General features: G+C 66.4%; 14 protein-coding genes and 1 pseudogene. 2 read left to right on the plus strand and 13 right to left on the minus strand.

All coding sequences use genetic code 11. From position 1 onward, the window contains the following. Positions 1-4 precede the first annotated feature (4 nt). Positions 5-850: a phosphate/phosphite/phosphonate ABC transporter substrate-binding protein gene (locus L0962_RS06640; protein ID WP_234085571.1), complete on the plus strand. Its 846-nt coding sequence runs from the start codon at positions 5-7 to the stop codon at positions 848-850. A 7-nt stretch (positions 851-857) separates the two neighbouring features. Next, positions 858-3833 carry a response regulator gene (locus L0962_RS06645; protein WP_234085572.1) on the plus strand — a complete coding sequence of 992 codons (2976 nt, stop codon included), beginning with the start codon at positions 858-860 and terminating at the stop codon, positions 3831-3833. Between the two features lie 50 nt (positions 3834-3883). Here the strand turns inward: L0962_RS06645 and L0962_RS06650 are convergent, their stop codons facing one another. The 13 genes and pseudogenes from L0962_RS06650 to L0962_RS06710 form a co-directional block, all read right to left on the minus strand. Then, the gene (locus L0962_RS06650; protein WP_234085573.1) at positions 3884-4945 is read right to left on the minus strand and encodes a porin; all 1062 of its coding nucleotides are present in this window, start codon (positions 4943-4945) and stop codon (positions 3884-3886) included. A 230-nt stretch (positions 4946-5175) separates the two neighbouring features. Further along, positions 5176-6033 (minus strand): alpha/beta fold hydrolase, encoded by an 858-nt coding sequence (locus tag L0962_RS06655; protein ID WP_234085574.1) that lies wholly within the window; start codon positions 6031-6033, stop codon positions 5176-5178. Positions 6034-6061: 28 nt separating this feature from the next. Next, positions 6062-7270: a multidrug effflux MFS transporter gene (locus tag L0962_RS06660; RefSeq protein ID WP_234085575.1), complete on the minus strand. Its 1209-nt coding sequence runs from the start codon at positions 7268-7270 to the stop codon at positions 6062-6064. Continuing rightward, complete coding sequence (locus L0962_RS06665) at positions 7267-7854, minus strand: hemerythrin domain-containing protein (protein ID WP_234085576.1); 588 nt, start codon at positions 7852-7854, stop codon at positions 7267-7269. Before L0962_RS06665 ends, L0962_RS06660 begins: the two co-directional genes overlap by 4 nt. A gap of 15 nt (positions 7855-7869) precedes the next feature. Further along, positions 7870-8616 carry an ABC transporter ATP-binding protein gene (locus L0962_RS06670; protein WP_234085577.1) on the minus strand — a complete coding sequence of 249 codons (747 nt, stop codon included), beginning with the start codon at positions 8614-8616 and terminating at the stop codon, positions 7870-7872. Between the two features lies 1 nt (position 8617). Continuing rightward, positions 8618-10435 (minus strand): ATP-binding cassette domain-containing protein, encoded by a 1818-nt coding sequence (locus L0962_RS06675; RefSeq protein ID WP_234086217.1) that lies wholly within the window; start codon positions 10433-10435, stop codon positions 8618-8620. Positions 10436-10444: 9 nt separating this feature from the next. Further along, positions 10445-11473: pseudogene (locus tag L0962_RS06680) on the minus strand (branched-chain amino acid ABC transporter permease); the annotation flags it as partial. Positions 11474-11573: 100 nt separating this feature from the next. Beyond that, positions 11574-12605 (minus strand): 4-hydroxy-2-oxovalerate aldolase, encoded by a 1032-nt coding sequence (dmpG, locus tag L0962_RS06685; protein WP_234085578.1) that lies wholly within the window; start codon positions 12603-12605, stop codon positions 11574-11576. A gap of 16 nt (positions 12606-12621) precedes the next feature. Beyond that, a complete protein-coding gene (locus L0962_RS06690) occupies positions 12622-13536 on the minus strand; it encodes an acetaldehyde dehydrogenase (acetylating) (RefSeq protein ID WP_234085579.1) in 915 nt (304 codons plus the stop codon). A gap of 28 nt (positions 13537-13564) precedes the next feature. Continuing rightward, positions 13565-14350: a 2-keto-4-pentenoate hydratase gene (gene mhpD / locus L0962_RS06695; protein ID WP_234085580.1), complete on the minus strand. Its 786-nt coding sequence runs from the start codon at positions 14348-14350 to the stop codon at positions 13565-13567. Continuing rightward, complete coding sequence (locus tag L0962_RS06700) at positions 14350-15477, minus strand: ABC transporter substrate-binding protein (protein ID WP_234085581.1); 1128 nt, start codon at positions 15475-15477, stop codon at positions 14350-14352. Before L0962_RS06700 ends, mhpD begins: the two co-directional genes overlap by 1 nt. 41 nt (positions 15478-15518) lie before the next feature. Continuing rightward, positions 15519-16070 (minus strand): flavin reductase family protein, encoded by a 552-nt coding sequence (locus L0962_RS06705; protein WP_234085582.1) that lies wholly within the window; start codon positions 16068-16070, stop codon positions 15519-15521. Between the two features lie 14 nt (positions 16071-16084). Beyond that, complete coding sequence (locus L0962_RS06710; RefSeq protein ID WP_234085583.1) at positions 16085-17296, minus strand: acyl-CoA dehydrogenase family protein; 1212 nt, start codon at positions 17294-17296, stop codon at positions 16085-16087. Positions 17297-17300: the final 4 nt, after the last annotated feature.

Genomic DNA, 17300 nt, shown 5'->3' on the forward strand with positions numbered 1-17300 from the left:
AGCGATGGATGCGCAAGCACGTTGGTCGGGCCGGACTGTCTGCCTGCTGGCAGCCGGCCTGCTGATCGCACTGACGGGATGGCGGCAGGCGCTGGCCGCCACCGAATACAGTTTCGCCGTCGTGCCGCAATTCGAGCAACGCAAGCTGTTTGCCGTCTGGCGACCGATCGTCGATGAACTCTCCCGGCGCAGCGGGTTCCCGCTGAAGCTCGTCGCCCCGCTGTCGGTCGCCGAATTCGAAACCCAGCTATCGGGCGGCAGCTACGACATCGTCTACGCCAATCCGTACCACATCCTGCGCGAAAGCTCCCGCCAGGGCTACATTCCGTTGATTCGCGACGCCACGCCGCTGCGCGGCATCATCGTCGTCGCCCGCGACAGCCCGTTCCGGACGCCGGCCGACCTGGCCGGCCAGCGCCTGGGCATTCCATCGCCCAACGCGCTGGGCGCCAGCCTGCTGGTCCGCGCCGATCTCGAACGCCTGTTCAAGGTCAAGGTCGAGCCGGTCAACGTCAAGACGCACAGCTCGGTCTATCTGCACGTCGCCAACGGCTTGCTGCCGGCCGGCGGCGGCGTCGAAAAGACGCTCGCCGAACAAACGCCGGCCGTACAGGCGCTGCTGCGCGTCTTTTATACGACCCGCGAAATGCCATCGCATCCGATCGCCGCCCATCCGCGGCTGCCGCCGGAAGTCCGGACTGCGCTGCGCAAGGCCCTGCTGGAGATGGCCGCAACGCCGGAAGGACTGGCGCTGCTGGAGAAGGTGCCGATGAGCAAACCGGTTGCCGCATCGATCAAGGACTACGCACCGATGCTGGCGTGGGACCTGGAAAAATACTGGACGCCCTGAGGCGCACATGAAACTCCGTCTGAAACTCCTGCTGCCGGTCCTGTTGCTCAGCGCACTGATCGCCGCCGCACTGCAGTTCCTGTGGTTCCCGGAATCGCTGCGCCAGGCCGAGGCCGCCCACCTGACACGGATCGAGCGGCACATCGACAGCGTCGTCGACGCCATCACCCCGCTGCTGCTTGCCGCGCAGATCGACAGCATCCACGAAACCTTGCGGATGCTCGAAGAGAAGAATGCGGAATGGCAGGCAATCCGGCTGACCGACCGCAACGGCCGGCAGATTTTTCCGCTGCGCGGCCAGCCGCCCCCCGAACTGGCGGAAGACAGCCAGATGGTGCAACTGAACCGGCCGATCCGCTTCGCCGACGACACGCTGGGCACGCTGTCCGTCGATCTCGACCTGAGAGCCTTCGTCGCCGGCAATCTCGCCCATCACCGGACGCTGATGCGCTGGCTGGGCGGCGCCCTCTTGCTGCTGACGCTGACCCTGATAATCGTCGTCGAACTGGCCGTCCTGCGTCCCGTGCAACGCCTGGCCCTGGCTGCCAACCGGATGGCCGAAGGCGATTTCGACGTCAATCTGCGGGCGCCGGCCAGCGACGAGATCGGCGAACTGGTCGTCGACTTCTCGCGCATGCGGCACGAAATACTGCACACCCACCAGGCCCTGCGCCAGGAAATCGAGGACCGCGAACGCATCGCCGCCGAATTGCGGCAACACGAGGAGCAGCTCGAACGGATGGTGCAACTGCGCACCGTCCAGCTGGAGAGCGCCCGGGACATGGCGGAATCGGCCAACCGCGCGAAAAGCGCCTTCCTGGCCAACATGAGCCACGAAATCCGCACCCCGATGAACGCCATCATCGGTCTCGCCCATCTGCTGCGGCGGGATGCCGGCAACAAGCAGGATCGCGACCATCTCGACAAGATCATGAACGCCGCCCAGCATCTGCTGAGCATCATCAACGACATCCTCGACTTTTCGAAGATCGAGGCCAACCGCCTGGCCATCGAAACGGCCGATTTCGAGTTCGACCAGATCTTCCGCGAAATCACTACGATGATCGGCACCCAGGCCGATGCCAAGGATCTCGAAATCGTCACCCGGCTGGACCCGGAGATTCCGCGCCTGGTGCATGGCGACGCGATGCGCATCGCGCAGATCCTGACCAACTTCGCCAGCAATGCGATCAAGTTCACCGAGCGCGGCAACATCGTGCTCCGCGCCCGGCGGATCGCCGATGCGTCGGCAGCCCTGTGGGTCCGCTTCGAAGTTGCCGATACCGGCATCGGCATCGCGCAGGAACAGCAGGCGCGGCTGTTCCAGGCCTTCGAGCAGGCCGACGGATCGACCACCCGGCGCTATGGCGGTACCGGGCTCGGGCTGGCGATCAGCAAGCGCCTGTGCGAACTGATGGGCGGCCGGATCGGTGTCGCCAGCACGCCCGGCCACGGCAGCACCTTCTGGTGCGAACTGCCACTGGCCGCCGCTCACCGGCCGGATGCCAGCCGCCTGGGCCAGCCGCTGCCCGACGGGTTGCACATCCTGGTGGTCGACGACGACGCCGACGCCCGCGAAGCCATCTGCCACATGCTGGGCGGCGTGCATGCGCGCAGCGAAGCGTGCGACTCCGGCGAAGCGGCGGTCGAACGGGTCAAGACGGCCGGCGACGCCGGCGACCCCTTCGACCTGATACTGACCGACTGGGCGATGCCGGGCATGGACGGCATCGAGACCAGCCGCCGCATCGTCGCCCAGAACCATCCGCCACCCAGAATCGTGCTGGTCACCGCCTATGGCCGCAACTGGCCGGCCGAGCGCATGCAGGATTCGGGCATCCTGGCCCAGATCAACAAGCCGCTGACGCCGAGCGACCTGCTGCATGCCCTGCAGGAAGCGATGCTCAACGGCAACCGGCCGATCTCGACGCGCCGCGGCACCGCCGAAACGAGCGACCTCGACCGGCTGCGCGGTCGACGCGTGCTGCTCGCCGAAGACAACCCGATCAACCAGGAAGTCGCGCTCGAACTGCTGGAGAGCGTCGGCATCGTCGTCGATCTCGCCGGCGACGGCCAGCAGGCGCTCGACCTGGTCGAACACAAGGATTACGACCTGGTCCTGATGGACATCCAGATGCCGCGGCTCGATGGTATCGAGGCCACCCAGCGGATTCGCGCCCTGCCCGGCAAAACCGCGCTGCCCATCCTGGCGATGACGGCCAATGCCTTTTCCGAAGACCGCGAAGCCTGCCTCGGTGCCGGCATGAACGACCATATCGGCAAACCGGTCGCCCCCGAAAAACTGTATCAGGCGCTACTGCAGTGGCTGCCAGCACAGGGGTCCGCAGCATCGCCGCCCGCATCGGCGAATGTGCCGGCACAGCCCCCGGAAATACGCGAAGCGCTGTACGCCATCGACGGGCTGGATGTCGCCGCCGGCCTGCACGTCGTTTCCGGCCGCTGGACCAGTTATCTGCGGATCCTCGAACTGTTCCGGCGCACACACTGCGACGATGCCGCGCTGCTGCGTCGCGCGCTGACGGCCGGCGACGGCAATGCCGTACGACAACTGGCCCACTCGCTCAAAGGCAGCGCCGGCAACATCGGCGCAACGCAGATCCAGGCGCTGGCTGCCGCCATCGAACGCCCGTTCCGCGAAAACAGCGGCGACAGCTCGGCCGCCGCGCCGGCGCTGGACCAGCTCGAACCGGCACTGAAGGAACTGATCGCCGCCATCGGCCAGGCGCTCACCAGCGACACCGGGCCGGCCCCGGCGGATGCCTCGTTGCTGACGGCCAGAGAGGCTTTGCGCGATCTTCTCGATAGCGGCAACACCGAAGCCCAACGCCGTTTCGAACAGAACCTGCCAGTCCTGCGGGGCCTGATGACGCAAGAACAGGTCAATCGGCTGCAAGCCCATGTCCGCAATTTCGAATTTGCCGAGGCATTGGCCATGGTCGAGGCGATCCAGCCGTCCGAATGAAAAAACCCGGCCAGTGGCCGGGTTTCCCTTGCAGCTCGTCTTAGCGGCGATCAGAACTTGTGCGTCACGCCGAACGACACCAGATCGCCGTTCGCATCGTTGCCCACCACATAGTCCCCGGCAAACGCCGTCGTCCCGTTGCGCTCGTTCGAGACATGCGTCCAGCCCGCGTACAGTTGCGTCCGCTTCGACAGATCGTAGTTGTACACCACCGAGTACGCCTGCGCATCCGCATCGCTCAAACCGCCGCTCTTGATCCGGTTCTGACCGTAGGCCAGCTTCACCGTGTTCTTCGCCAGGAACGGTACCGCGACACCCAGCGCCCACTTGGCGTCGCTCGACTGACCGCTCACCTTCTGGTTCTGATACATCGCGAACGCCTTCAGCACGCCGAAGTCGTAAGTACCGCCCAGACCGTATTCGCGGATGTCGTCGGCTGCCGGGGTGTTGCGCATCGACACCTTCGAGTACACCGCACCCAGCTTCAGCGCTTCATGGGTGTAGCTCACCGAGGCCAGATTCGCGTACGCGTCGTCGACATTGGTCGTCCCCGCCTCTTCCGTCACCCGTGCGTGGTTCACCGCGAACGAGACGCCGCCCCAGGTCGGCGAGATGTAGGCCAGCGCGTTGTCGCGACGGCCGCCCGTGCCGCAGTTCAGCACCGTCGTCGCCCGCATCCGGTCGGTCACGTTGAACGCACCGCCGGCGACCGGGCTGTACGTACAGGCAAAGTCGAAACCCGTCGTCTGCAGACGACCGGCCACCACCGTGCCGTACGGGCTGCTCAGCCCGATGTATTGCTGCCGCGCCTGCGTGCCGGTGAAGCGGGTTCTCGAGGCGGCATCGCCAATCCCGGAATTCTGGTCCGGCGCGATGTTGTATTCCAGCACGAACAACGCCTTCAGCCCGTTACCGAGGTCTTCCGTCCCCTTGAAACCCAGCCGCGACGGCAGGTTCATGCCGTTGTCGATGGTGTGCATGCCATCCTTGCCTTGTGCATTGAAATGCACGTAACCGACATCCACCACGCCATACACCTGGACATTGCTCTGCGCCATGGCGCCCGACGCGGCCAGTGCGGCCACCCCCAGTACGACGATCTTTTTATTCATTCCTCTTTCCTTTTGGTAAAAGCCAGATTCGACGAAACCCTTCTCCCGTTGTCTCCAGACGGGAAACCACGAAAGGCTCGCCGGCGAAAAACACGATGCCGCAGCGCTTCTGAAATGACGCAGCATCGCGGTCGTCCCTGCGGTCAACCGTCCAAAAACGATAAAAACCGCCGGAACCCTCCGCCGACCGGCATGGCGTCAACGCCAGACCGACCGGCAAATCCTTCGGATCAGTGCTTCAGGAAATCGAGCACCATCCGGTTGAACTTGTCGGCGTGTTCCCACTGCGCCCAGTGGCCGCACTTGTTGAAGATGTGCAGCTCGGCGTTGGGCATGCCCCAGATCAGGCGCAGGCCGACGTCCATCGGCACGAAACGGTCGTCGCGTCCCCAGATGACCAGGGCCGGCGCGGTGATTTCCGACAGGCGCGGGCCGTAATCGGTGAACTGCTTCGGATTGGCGGCCAGGCTCTTGACGAAGTTCTCCAGGTGATCGCGGCGCTGCAGCATGTTGTCCAGGCGCGCCTGGAACAGCTCCTCGGTCAGGCTGCTGCTGTCGTAGACGAAGACCGCCATCATCTTCTTCAGGTTGTCGATGCTCGGTTCGCGGTACAGCGCCTGCAGCAGCTTGATGCCTTCGGTCGGCATCGGCACGAATTGGCTGGGACCGCCGGTGCCGCCGCCCATCATCACCAGCTTGCCGATGCGCGTCGGATTGGCCAGCGCGAAGGCCGTGACGCTGTGGCCGCCCATCGAATTGCCGATCAGGTGGGCGCGCGCGATGCCCAGGGCGTCCAGGAGCCCCTTCAGGGCGCGGGCATTCAGCTCGGAACGCGAGCCGGTGCACACGATCGGATCGCTCTTGCTCCAGCCCGGACAGTCCATCAGGATCACCCGGTAACCGGCTTCGACCAGCGGCGCCACGTTGCGGTTGAAGTTGGCCCAGCCGCTGGCGCCCGGCCCGGAACCGTGCAGCATGACCACCGTCTCGGCACCGTCGCCGAAGTCGTTGTAATGCAGTTGCAGGTCGAGATCGCCTTCGCGGATGCGGATCAGGCGGCTGCTTTCGGCTTCATTGAGGATGCTCATGACGGGGTCCTTTCGGGGAAACGGTTTTTTATCGGATTGCACGGTCGACCGTGCCAAACGTGCGAAAAAGCAGATAGCCGGCGAACGAAGCCAGGCTCGCCACCAGCATGCCCAGCGCCATCGGCCGGGCAGTGCCGTCGTGCAGCGCGCTGACCGTGGCGCTCGCCAGCATGCCGAAGCCGAACTGGGCGGCGCCGAACAGCGCCGCGGCGGCCCCGGCATTGGCCGGATAGCGCGCCATCAAGAGGCCGACGCAATTGGCCCCGAGCAGCCCAGTCGTCGCCACGACGACGAAGATCGCCCCCAGGGTCAGCGGCAAGGCGCCGGACAAGCTCGCGACCAGCGGCAGCGGCAAGGCCGCCAGCAAAGCCAGCACGCTGCCCGCCCCGGCCAGCCCGGCCGCGCCGTGCCGGCGCAGCAGACGGCTGTTCAGCCAGTTGGCGGCGAAGATGCCGGCCGCGTTGGCGGCGAACAGCAGGCTGTAGGCGGTCGGCGTCAGGCCCTGCAGTTCGATCAGGTAGTACGGACTGCCGGTGATGTAGGCGAACATCGCCGCGAAGGACATGCCGCCGGCCAGCAGCAGCCCGAGCGCCGCCGGGTCGGCGAGCAGCCGCAGATAGGCGGCGAAGGCGGCCTGCCAGGACAGTCGCCCACGCAGCTCGGCCGGCAGGCTTTCCGGCAGCAGGCGCCAGACGACGAACAGGCTGAGCAGCCCCCACAGCAGCAAGGCCGCAAAGGTCGAGCGCCAGCCGAAATGGGCCAGCAACTGACTGCCCAGCAGCGGCGCCAGCAAGGGTGCGACGGCCGTCAGCATGGCCATCAGCGACAGCTTGCGGATCGCCTCCGCCGAGTGGAACAGGTCGCGCACCACCGCCCGCGCCAGCACCGAAGCGGCGCCACCGCCCAGGGCCTGCAGGAAACGCGCGACGATCAGTTGTTCGACCTCGACAGCCAGCAGACAGCCCAGACTGGCGACGACGAACAGGGCGATGCCGGCAAGCAGCAAGGGCCGTCGTCCGTAGCGATCCGACAGCGGCCCGTAGCACAGCATGCCGAACGCGAAGCCGGCCAGGAAGACGGTGATCGACCACTGCACCCGCTCGACCGGCACCGCCAGGCCGGCGGCGATGGCCGGCAGCGCGGGCAGATAGAGGTCGATGGCCAGCGGCCCGAAGGCGACCAGCATGCCGAGCAGCACGATCACCCGTCCCGGATGCGGCGGCAGGCTTGCCGTCATCCGTCACGCCACGGACGCGGGCCGAAACCGAGCGGTGCCGGCGCGCAGTCGACCAGTTTGCTGAACAGCGCGGCGAAATCCTCGCGCTCGCCGTCGCCGAGTGCCTTGCCGGCCATTTCGGCACGGAACGCCGCGTCGAGATCGGCCCAGTCCTCGGCCGACAGATGCTTGCGGACCAGCGGCAAGGCGACGTCCTCCTCCAGCAGCATGTGCTGGCGGTAGAAGTCGGCGTAGTGCTCGAAAGCCTCGGCGAACGCCGCAAAACGGCCGGCGTCGGCCAGGTAATCGGCCAGCGCGGCCTGCAGGACGGCGATGCGCTGCGGCGCCGCCGCGTGCTGCACGGCCAGTTCCGCCAGGGCTTCCCGGCCTTCGTCGCTACGTTGGGCCAGCCGCTCGAACAGCAGGTCTTCCTTGGGGTGATGGCGCTGCTCGGCGTAGGCGTCGAGGTAATGCACCATCGCCCGGAACAACTGGCGGTCGGCTTCCAGCCGTCCGGCAGCCACTTCCTTGAGCATGAAACGGATGGCATGCAGGATCGCCGCCAGCGACTGATGCTCGTCGCCGATGATGTGCAGGGCTTCCATGACGATTCTCTTTCCTCAGGTTGACAGCATGGCCTGGTGCTTGCTGGCCAGGCCGAGGTAGCTTTCGATGACGCGCGGATCGTTGCGCAGGGCTTCCGCCTCGCCTTGCATGCTGATCGCGCCGTTCTCCAGCACGTAGGCGTAATCGGCCACCTGCAGGGCGGCCCGGGCGTTCTGCTCGACCAGCAGGATGGAGACGCCGCGCTGGCGCAGCTCGGCGATGATGCGGAAGATCTCGCGCACGATCAGCGGCGCCAGCCCGAGGCTGGGCTCATCGAGCATCAGCAGCTTGGGCTTGGCCATCAGCGCCCGGCCGACCGCCAGCATCTGCCGCTCGCCGCCGGACATCGTGCCGGCCTGCTGGTGACGCCGCTCCTTCAGGCGCGGAAACAGCGCATAGACCTCCTCCATCGTCTGCCGCTCGTCGCGATGTCCCATGCGATGCCGCTGGAAGGCGCCGAGCAGCAGGTTGTCCTCGATCGTCATGCTGCCGAACAGTTCGCGCTTCTCCGGCACCAAGTTCATGCCGCGCACGACCATGCGCTCGACTTCCGGCACCTGCTCGATGCTGCCGTCGAAGGCCACTTCACCCGACGAGGGCAGCAGGCCCATGATCGCAGACAGCGTCGTCGTCTTGCCGGCGCCGTTCGGGCCGATCACGGTGACGATGCTGCCCGCCTCGACGCTCAGGCTCAGCTTGCTGACCGCCTCGACCTTGCCGTAGGCGACCGAGAGGTCCTTCACTTCCAGAACCTTGCTCATCTCAGACCCCTCCCAGATAGGCTTCGAGCACCGCCGGGTCCTGCTGGACCTCTTCCGGCAGGCCCTCGGCGATCTTCTCGCCGAATTCCATGACCACCACGCGGTCGACCAGATTCATCACGAAATCCATGTCGTGCTCGACGATCAGCACCGCCATGCCCTCACCGCGCAGACGCTTCAACAACTCGGCCAGGGCCTGTTTTTCCTTCAGGCGCAGGCCGGCCGCCGGCTCGTCGAGCAGCAACAGGCAGGGGTCGGAACACAGGGCGCGGGCGATTTCCAGGATGCGCTGCTGGCCGAGCGCCAGACTGCCGGCCTCGACGTGCATGAACTCGCCCAGGCCGACGCGCTCGACCTGAATCGCCGCCTCGCGCAGCAGCCGCGCTTCCTCGCCGCGATCCAGCCGCCAGGCGGCCGACAGCACGCCGCTCTGGCCGCGCATGTGGGCGCCGATGGCGACGTTCTCCAGCACGCTCATATTGGGCAGCAGGCGCACGTGCTGGAAGGTCCGGCTCATGCCCAGCGCGGCGATCTCGCGCGAATCGTGGCCGGCCACCGGCTTGCCGCGGAACAGCACCTCGCCGGAAGTCGGCGTGTCGACGCCGGAAAGCTGGTTGAACATGGTGCTCTTGCCGGCGCCGTTCGGACCGATCAAGGCCAGGATCTCGCCGGCCCGCACCGACAGGCTCATGTTGTTGTTGGCCACCAGGCCGCCGAACTTGCGCGTTACCTCGCGCGCTTCGAGGATCGTCTCGCCGTGCGGCGGCTGCGCCTTCTTCGGCAGGGCCTCGGCCGTCGCGTCCACCGTCTTGTCGCCGCCGCGCACCGGCACCAGCCGGGCCAGCAGAGGCCACAGGCCGGCGCGCGCCCGGTGCAGCACCAGGATCATCATCAGGCCGAAGACGATGCTCTCGAAATGCCCGGCCGAGCCGAACAGTTTCGGCAGGATGTCCTGCAGCCACTGCTTGAGCACGGTAATCACACCGGCCCCGACCAGGGCGCCCCAGACCTGCCCGGCGCCGCCGACGACGGCCATGAACAGGTACTCGATGCCGATGTGCAGGCCGAAAGGCGTCGGATTGACGAAGCGCTGCAGATGGGCGTACAGCCAGCCGGCCGCGCAGGCGTGCAGCGCGGCGATGACGAAGACGATCATGCGCGCCCGCGAAGTGTTCACGCCCATCGACTCGGCCATCACGATGCCGCCCTTGAGCGCCCGGATGGCCCGCCCCTCGCGGGAATCGAGCAGGTTGCGGGTGGTGAACAGCGCGGCCAGCACGAACAGCCAGACGAGATAGTAGTAATGCCGGTTGTCGCTCAACTCGAAGCCGAAGACGCTGATCGCCGGAATGTCCGACAGGCCGGCATGGCCGCCGAGGAATTCCATGTTGCCGAACAGCAGGAACAGGCTGATGCCCCAGGCCATGGTGCCGAGCGGCAGGTAATGACCCGACAGCTTCAAGGTCACCGAACCGAGCACGACGGCCACCGTCGCCGTCAGCAGTAGGCCGAGCAGCAGCGCCGCCCAGGGCGAGCCGGCGGTCCACGCCAGCCAGCCGGGTAATTCCGGCGTCGTCGTCAGCCAGGCCGTGGCATAGGCGCCCAGGCCGACGAACGCCGCCTGGCCGAAGGAGGTCAGCCCGCCGATGCCGGTTAGCAGCACCAGGCCGATGGCGACCAGGGCGGCCAACCCGACGTAGTTGAGCAGCGTCACGTAGAACTCGGGCAGGAACAGCGGCGCCAGCAGCAGCACGGCGAGGAACACGCCAAGCACCAGGCGCGGATCGAGCCCACGGTCACGGCGCGCCGGGCCGGGCAGATGGCCGGTGTCCTCCTCCTCCAGGTGGTGCGTCTGCCAGGACAGCCAGACCAGCACCGGGATGATCAGCATGAACACCAGCACGTCCTTGTAGGCGCTGGCCCAGAAGGACGAGAAGGATTCCAGCAGGCCGACCACCACGGCGCCGGCCGCGGCCAGCGGATAGCTGGCCAAGCCGCCGATGATCGCCGCGACGAAGCCCTTCAGGCCGATCAGGAAGCCCGAGTCGTAGTAGATCGTCGTCAGCGGCGCCACCAGCATGCCGGACAGCGTGCCGATCAGGGCCGCGAAGAAGAAGGTCCGGCGGCCGGCCAGGGCCGGCGAAATGCCCATCAGGCGCGCGCCGTTGCGATTGATCGCCGTGGCCAGCAGCGCCTTGCCCGACAGGGTGCGGCGGAAATAGGCATAGAGCCCGACGATCAACCCCGCCGCCACCGCCAGCACGACGAGCGTGTGACCGCCGATCAGCAGTGCGCCGATCTCGAACTGCGCCTCGCTGAACGGCAGCGTGCGCGAACCTTCCGGCCCGAAGATCAGCAGGCCGAGCCCGACCATCAGCAGATGCAGCGCGACGGCGACGATCAGCAGCACCAGCACCGAAGCCTCGGCGATGGGCTGGAAGACGACGCGATAGATCATCGGCCCCAGCGGCACGACGATGGCCAACGCCAGCGCCAGCCTGAGCACGGCCGGCAGCTCGCCCAGCGGCAGGGTCCACACCAGCGCCCCGACGAGCACCGGGTAAGCCAGGTTCCATAGTGCCGAACGCAACAAGGCGCGACGCCCGCCCGAGCGCCCGAACAGGTCGGTGGCGAAAGCCAGCGCCCCGGCCCCGAGCAGCAGCCAGACGGTGCCCGGCCGCGTGCCCGTTTCGAGGGCCGCGACGGTCAACGCGCCCCAGGCGAGAAATTCGCCCTGGGGAATGAAGATGATGCGGGTCACGGCGAAGACCAACACCAGCGCCAACGCCAGCAAGGCGTAAATGGCACCGTTGGTGATCCCGTCCTGGGCCAGCAACGCAAAGATTGAGGCATCCATCGAAGGACTCCGATACAGCAGCAAGCGGCCACGCGAATGGCCGCTCACGGTCAACCTGAAAAAAAGCGAAAAAACCGGGGCGGCGAACGCCGCCAGTCCATCAAACCGGCAAACCCCTTTCGCGAGCCATGGTGATGGCGGTGTCTTCGATCATGTCTTCCTGTCCGCCGACCATGCCGCGGCGGCCGAGCTCGACGAGAATCTCGCGGGCCGGCACGCCGTACTTGACGGCGGCGCGCTTGGCGAACAGCAGGAAGGAGCCATAGACGCCGGCATAGCCCAGCGTCAGCGCGTCGCGGTCGATGCGGATCGGGAAATCCATCATCGGCACGACCAGGTCTTCGGCGACGTCGGTGATCTTGGCGACGTCGACGCCGGTCTGGATGCCCATCAGGCTGCACACCGCGACCAGCACTTCCATCGGCGTGTTGCCGGCACCGGCGCCCAGGCCGGCGGCGGCCGCGTCGATGCGGTTGGCGCCGACTTCGATGGCGGCGATGGAGTTGGCGACGCCCATGGCCAGGTTGTGGTGGCCATGGAAGCCCAGTTCGGTTTCCGGCTTCAGTGCGGCGCGTACGGCGCCCAGGCGGGCCTTGACGCCTTCCGGCAGCAGGTGGCCGGCCGAGTCGGTGACGTAGATGCAGTTGGCGCCGTAGCCTTCCATCAGCTTGGCTTGCTGCACCAGACCTTCCGGGCTGTTCATGTGGCTCATCATCAGGAAGCCGACGGTGTCCATCTCGAGTTTGCGGGCCAGCGTGATGTGCTGCTCGGAGACGTCGGCTTCGGTACAGTGGGTGGCGACGCGGATGGTGTTGACGCCCAGGTCGCGCGCCATCTTCAGGTGGTCGACGGTGCCGATGCCGGGCAGCAGCAGTGCCGAGACCTTGGCCTGTTTCATCTTGGGGATGACGGTGCCGAGATATTCCTCGTCGGTGTGGGCCGGGAAACCGTAGTTCACCGAGGAGCCGCCCAGGCCGTCGCCGTGCGTGACTTCGATCAGCGGCACGCCGGCGGCATCGAGGCCGCTGGCGATGGCGACCATCTGGTCCAGCGTCATCTGGTGGCGCTTCGGGTGCATGCCGTCGCGCAGGGTCATGTCGTGGAGGGTGATTTGTTTGCCTTGCAGGGTCATGTCTTCTCTCCTTGTCTCAGGCGGCCACGGGCTGCAGCGTCAGCTCGCCCTTGAGGATGGCTGCGGCGAACATCTCGGCGGTGCGGGCACCGGCGGCGGTCATGATGTCGAGGTTGCCGGCGTAGGTCGGCAGGAAGTCGCCGAGCCCCTGCACTTCGAGGAAGACGGAGACGCGGTTGCCGTCGAAGACCGGGCCGTTGACCAGGCGATAGCCGGGCACGTACTTCTGGACTTCCTTGATCATGGCGTGGATGGATTCGGTGATTTTTGCCTGATCCGGGGTGTCGACCGTCAGACAGTGCACGGTGTCGCGCATGATCAGCGGCGGTTCGGCCGGGTTGATGATGATGATGGCCTTGCCCTTGGCGGCGCCGCCGACCTTTTCCACTGCACCGGCGGTGGTGCGGGTGAATTCGTCGATGTTCTTGCGGGTGCCGGGACCGGCGGACTTGCTGGACACCGTGGCGACGATTTCGCCGTAGGCGACCTTCTGGACGCGGGAGACGGCGGCGACCATCGGGATGGTGGCCTGGCCGCCGCAGGTGACCATGTTGACGTTCATTTCGCGCTGGCCGACGTGCTGGGCGAGGTTCACCGGCGGCACGCAGTAGGGACCGATGGCGGCGGGCGTCAGGTCGATCATCAGCACGCCCAGTTCATTCAACTTGCGGCTGTTCTCGGCGTGCACGTAGGCGCTGGTCGCGTCGAAGGCGATCTGGATGTTGTCTGCCTTGACGTGCGGCAGCAGGCCATCGACGCCACCGGCGGTGACTTTGAGGCCCAGCTCGGCGGCCCGCTTGAGGCCTTCCGATTCCGGGTCGATGCCGACCATCCAGGCCGGCTCCAAAAAGGGGCTGCGCTTCAACTTGTACAAAAGGTCCGTGCCAATGTTGCCGGGACCGATCAGCGCGCATTTGATCTTGTTGGTCATTTCGTTCTCTGTCATGAGTTGGTGTTATTCAGGCGAACAGGGCGCACACCGTGCCCAGTCCATCGATGGCGACGTCGAAACGTTGTCCGGCACTGACGGTGACCATCGGCCCGAGGGCGCCGGTCAGCACGATGTCGCCGGCCAGCAGCGGGCGGCCGCAACGGACCATCACGTCGGCCAGCCAGACCGCCGCGTTGAGCGGACTGCCCAGGCAGGCGCGGCCGTTGCCGGCGGACACCACGGCGTCGCCGGATTTCATTTCCATCGCGCAGTTGGCGACGTCGAAATCGCTCAGCCGACGCGGCCGGCTGCCGAGCACGAACAGGCCGCTGGAGGCGTTGTCGGCGACGGTGTCGACGAATTTGATGTTCCAGGACGCGATCCGGCTATCGACGATCTCGACCGCCGGCAGCGCATACTCGGTCGCCCGCAGCAGGTCGGCGTAGGTGTGGCGCTCCTGCGTCAGGTCGCGGCCGATGACCAGCGCGATCTCGGCTTCGACCTTGGGCTGGATCAGGCGCCCGAGGGCGACCGGCTCGCCGTCGCCGACCGCCATGTCGGCGAACAGCATGCCGAAGTCCGGCTGGTCGACGCCCAACTGCTTCTGCACGGCCAGCGAGGTCAGGCCGATCTTGCGGCCGACCAGCCGCCGCCCTTCGGACAGCCACTGATAGGTGTTGGCTTCCTGGATCGCGTAGGCAGTATCGACATCCGTCGCCGCCAGGCGGTCGCGCAACGGGGCGACGACCTGCCCCGTGTCGTGGGCGCCGCGCAATTGCGCGGCGGCCGCTTCGATCGTCAGTTGATCCGCCATCACTTGACCAGCGTCCAGCGGTTGTTCTCGACCTTGATCAGCACGATGGCGGCCGGATCGTAGCCGGCGTGATCGGCTGCGCCCATGGTGTAGACGCCGTTGCTGCCGACCAGCTTGCTGGTCTGTTCGATACCGTCGCGCAGCGCGGCACGGAATTCCGGGGTGCCCGGCTTGTGCTTCTTGGCCAGCGCCGCCTCGATGCCGTGACGGGCCAGCAGCCAGGCGTCCCACGAAGCACCGGCGAAGGTGGAGCGGGAATCCGGACCGTTCTTGGCTTCCAGTTCCTTGACGAAAGCGACGCCGGCCTTCTTGGTCGGATGGCTGTCCGGCAGTTGCTCGGCCACCAGCACCGGGCCGACCGGGATCAGCGCGCCCTCGACGAACTTGCCGCCGACCCGCAGGAATTCCTTGCTGGTCACGCCGTGCGACTGGTAGATGCGGCCCTTGTAGCCACGCTCGCGCAGCGTGATCTGCGGCATCGCGGCCGGCGTGCCGGAAGCGCCGACGAACACGACGTCGGGCTTGGCGGCCATGACCTTCAGCACCTGCGCCTGCACCGACGGATCGGCGCGGCCGTAGCGCTCGGTCGCGACGATCTTCAGCTTGCCTTCGCCGGCCTTGGTCAGCGCCTTCAGCAGCAGTTCGCCCCAGGAGTCGGAAAAGCCGATGAAGCCGACCGTCTTGGCGCCGTTCTCCAGCATGTCGGCAACCACGCGGTTGACCATCAGGTCGGCCGAGGGCTCGGAACGGAAGATGAACTGGCGCTTGTCGCCGGAGACGTCGAGCGGCGCCACGGAGACCATCGGCGTCTTCTCGCCGTTGGCCACGTCGGCGATGGCCATCGCGGTGCTGATCAGGTTGGGGCCGAGGATGACGTCCACCTTGTCCTCGGAGATCAGCTTGCGGGCGTTCTTCACGGCGTTGGTCGGATCGGTGCCGTCGTCGAGCACGATGTAATTGACCTTTTCCTTGCCGACGGTGGCCGGGAACAGCGCCACGGCCTTCTTGGTCTCGGCACCCAGCGCGGCGGCCGGGCCGGTCAGCGAGGCGATCACACCGACGTTGATGTCGGCCAGCGCCGGCATGGCGATCAGGGTGGCACCGGTCAGGGCAAGCAATTTCTTCATTCTTTGTCTCCTTGTTTTGTGGATATGGGAAAAACCGGGTCTTACTGGGGAATGCTGCGGAAACCGCCGTTCAGGTAGATCAGCGCCTCGCCGTCCTTGCGCTCGCGTACGGCCAGCACTTCGCACAGGAAAGCGTTATGGGTGCTTTCGTCGAAGACCTTGATCACGCGGCAATCGAAACTGCTCAGGGCGGCATCGAGCACCGGCGCGCCGGTCGCCGCCTCGGACCAGACACCGTAACCGAAGCGGGCATCGCCATGCACCTCCTTGATCATGCCGGCGAAGGCTTTGGCGACCTCCTCCTGCTCGCTGGCCAGGACATTGACGCACAGGGCGCCGCTGTCGAGGACGATCTGGTTGGCGACGACGTTCTTGTTGACGAACACCACCAGGCGCGGCGGATCGGCGGTCACCGAGCAGACCGCCGTGGCGGTCAGCCCGGCGCGCTGCTCGCCGGCGCGCGCGGTGATGATGGATACGCTGGCGGCGAAATGCCGCATACCGTTGCGGTGCTCGTCGGCGCCGACCGCCGGCAGCCCGGCCAGACGCTCATTGGGCCGCCAGTCGAGGCGCTGGTTGATCCTGTCGTTCATCGCGCGCTCCCGGCTCAGACCTGCCCCGGCTTGGCGCCGAAGGGGTTGGGTTGCGGTAGCGGATTGCCCAGCAGATGGCCGCCGAGCAGATCGCCGATGTTGTCCTGGTTCTGCGTGATGTGGTTGGCGCCGACCAGGATGTCGCGCATCTGGCGCTGCATCGGGCAGTTCATCCAGATGCCGCGGGTCGAGGTCTTCTTGAAGATCATGTGCGCGGCCTCGAAGCACTCGCCGCCGGTGAACTGGTTGGTCGCGAAGTGGCGGACGCGGATGTCGAGCGGCACCAGCTCGCCGCGCGAAGCGTAGGCCCAGGCTTCGTCGGTATTGCTCAGTACGCGCGAGGCGGCGCCGACGATCTTGGCGTAGGCTTCGCCCAGCCGGCCCTTGATGAAGGGATCGTTGACCGCCGCACCGACCGCCTGGTTGATGTTCTGGCGCGGCACCATGTGCTCGACGTAGAGATCGACCATGCCGCGCGCCATGCCGATGATCACCGACGAGACGGCAGCGTAGAAGACGTAGAAGAAAGGCATCTTGTAGAGGTTCTCGACGCCGCCGTGCGATTCCTCGCCGTAGGCACCGATGGCGTGGCTGCGGTAGGCCGGCACGAACACTTCCTTGACGATCAGCTTCTTCGAACCGGTACCGGCCAGGCCGACGACGAACCAGTCGTCGACGATCTCGAAATCGCTGCGCTGGATCCAGAAGGAACGGAACACCAGTTCGCCGCCCTCCTCGACCCGGCCGCCGACGAAGGCGCCGCCGGCCGCATGGTCGCAGCCGGACGAGGTCAGCCATTCGCCGTTCAGCACGTAACCGCCCTCGACCGCCTTGACGGTACCGAAAGGCGCGTAGGACGAGGACACCAGCTTGCCGTTGTCCGCCCCCCACAGTTCGTCGCCGACCTGCGTCGGCAAGAGACCCACTTCGAAGGGATGGACGCCGAGCACCATGACGTTCCAGGCGCTGGACGGGCAGCCGCGGGCCAGCTCCATCAGCACGCGGTTGAGCACGTTCGGCGACATTTCGTAGCCACCCCAGCGCTTCGGCTGCAGGATGCGGAAGAAACCGGCCTCGTGGAAAGCCTGGATGGTCTCCTTCGACACCATGCGGTTGCGCTCGCATGCCTCGGCGCGTTCGCGCAGCAGCGGGATCAGCGCCTGGGCGCGGCGAACGATTTCTTCTTCGGTCGGGATGTCGACCGCAATGTTTTCCATCTTGCTCATTTGC

The organism is Azonexus sp. R2A61 (assembly GCF_021401135.1).
Taxonomy (GTDB): Bacteria; Pseudomonadota; Gammaproteobacteria; order Burkholderiales; family Rhodocyclaceae; genus Azonexus.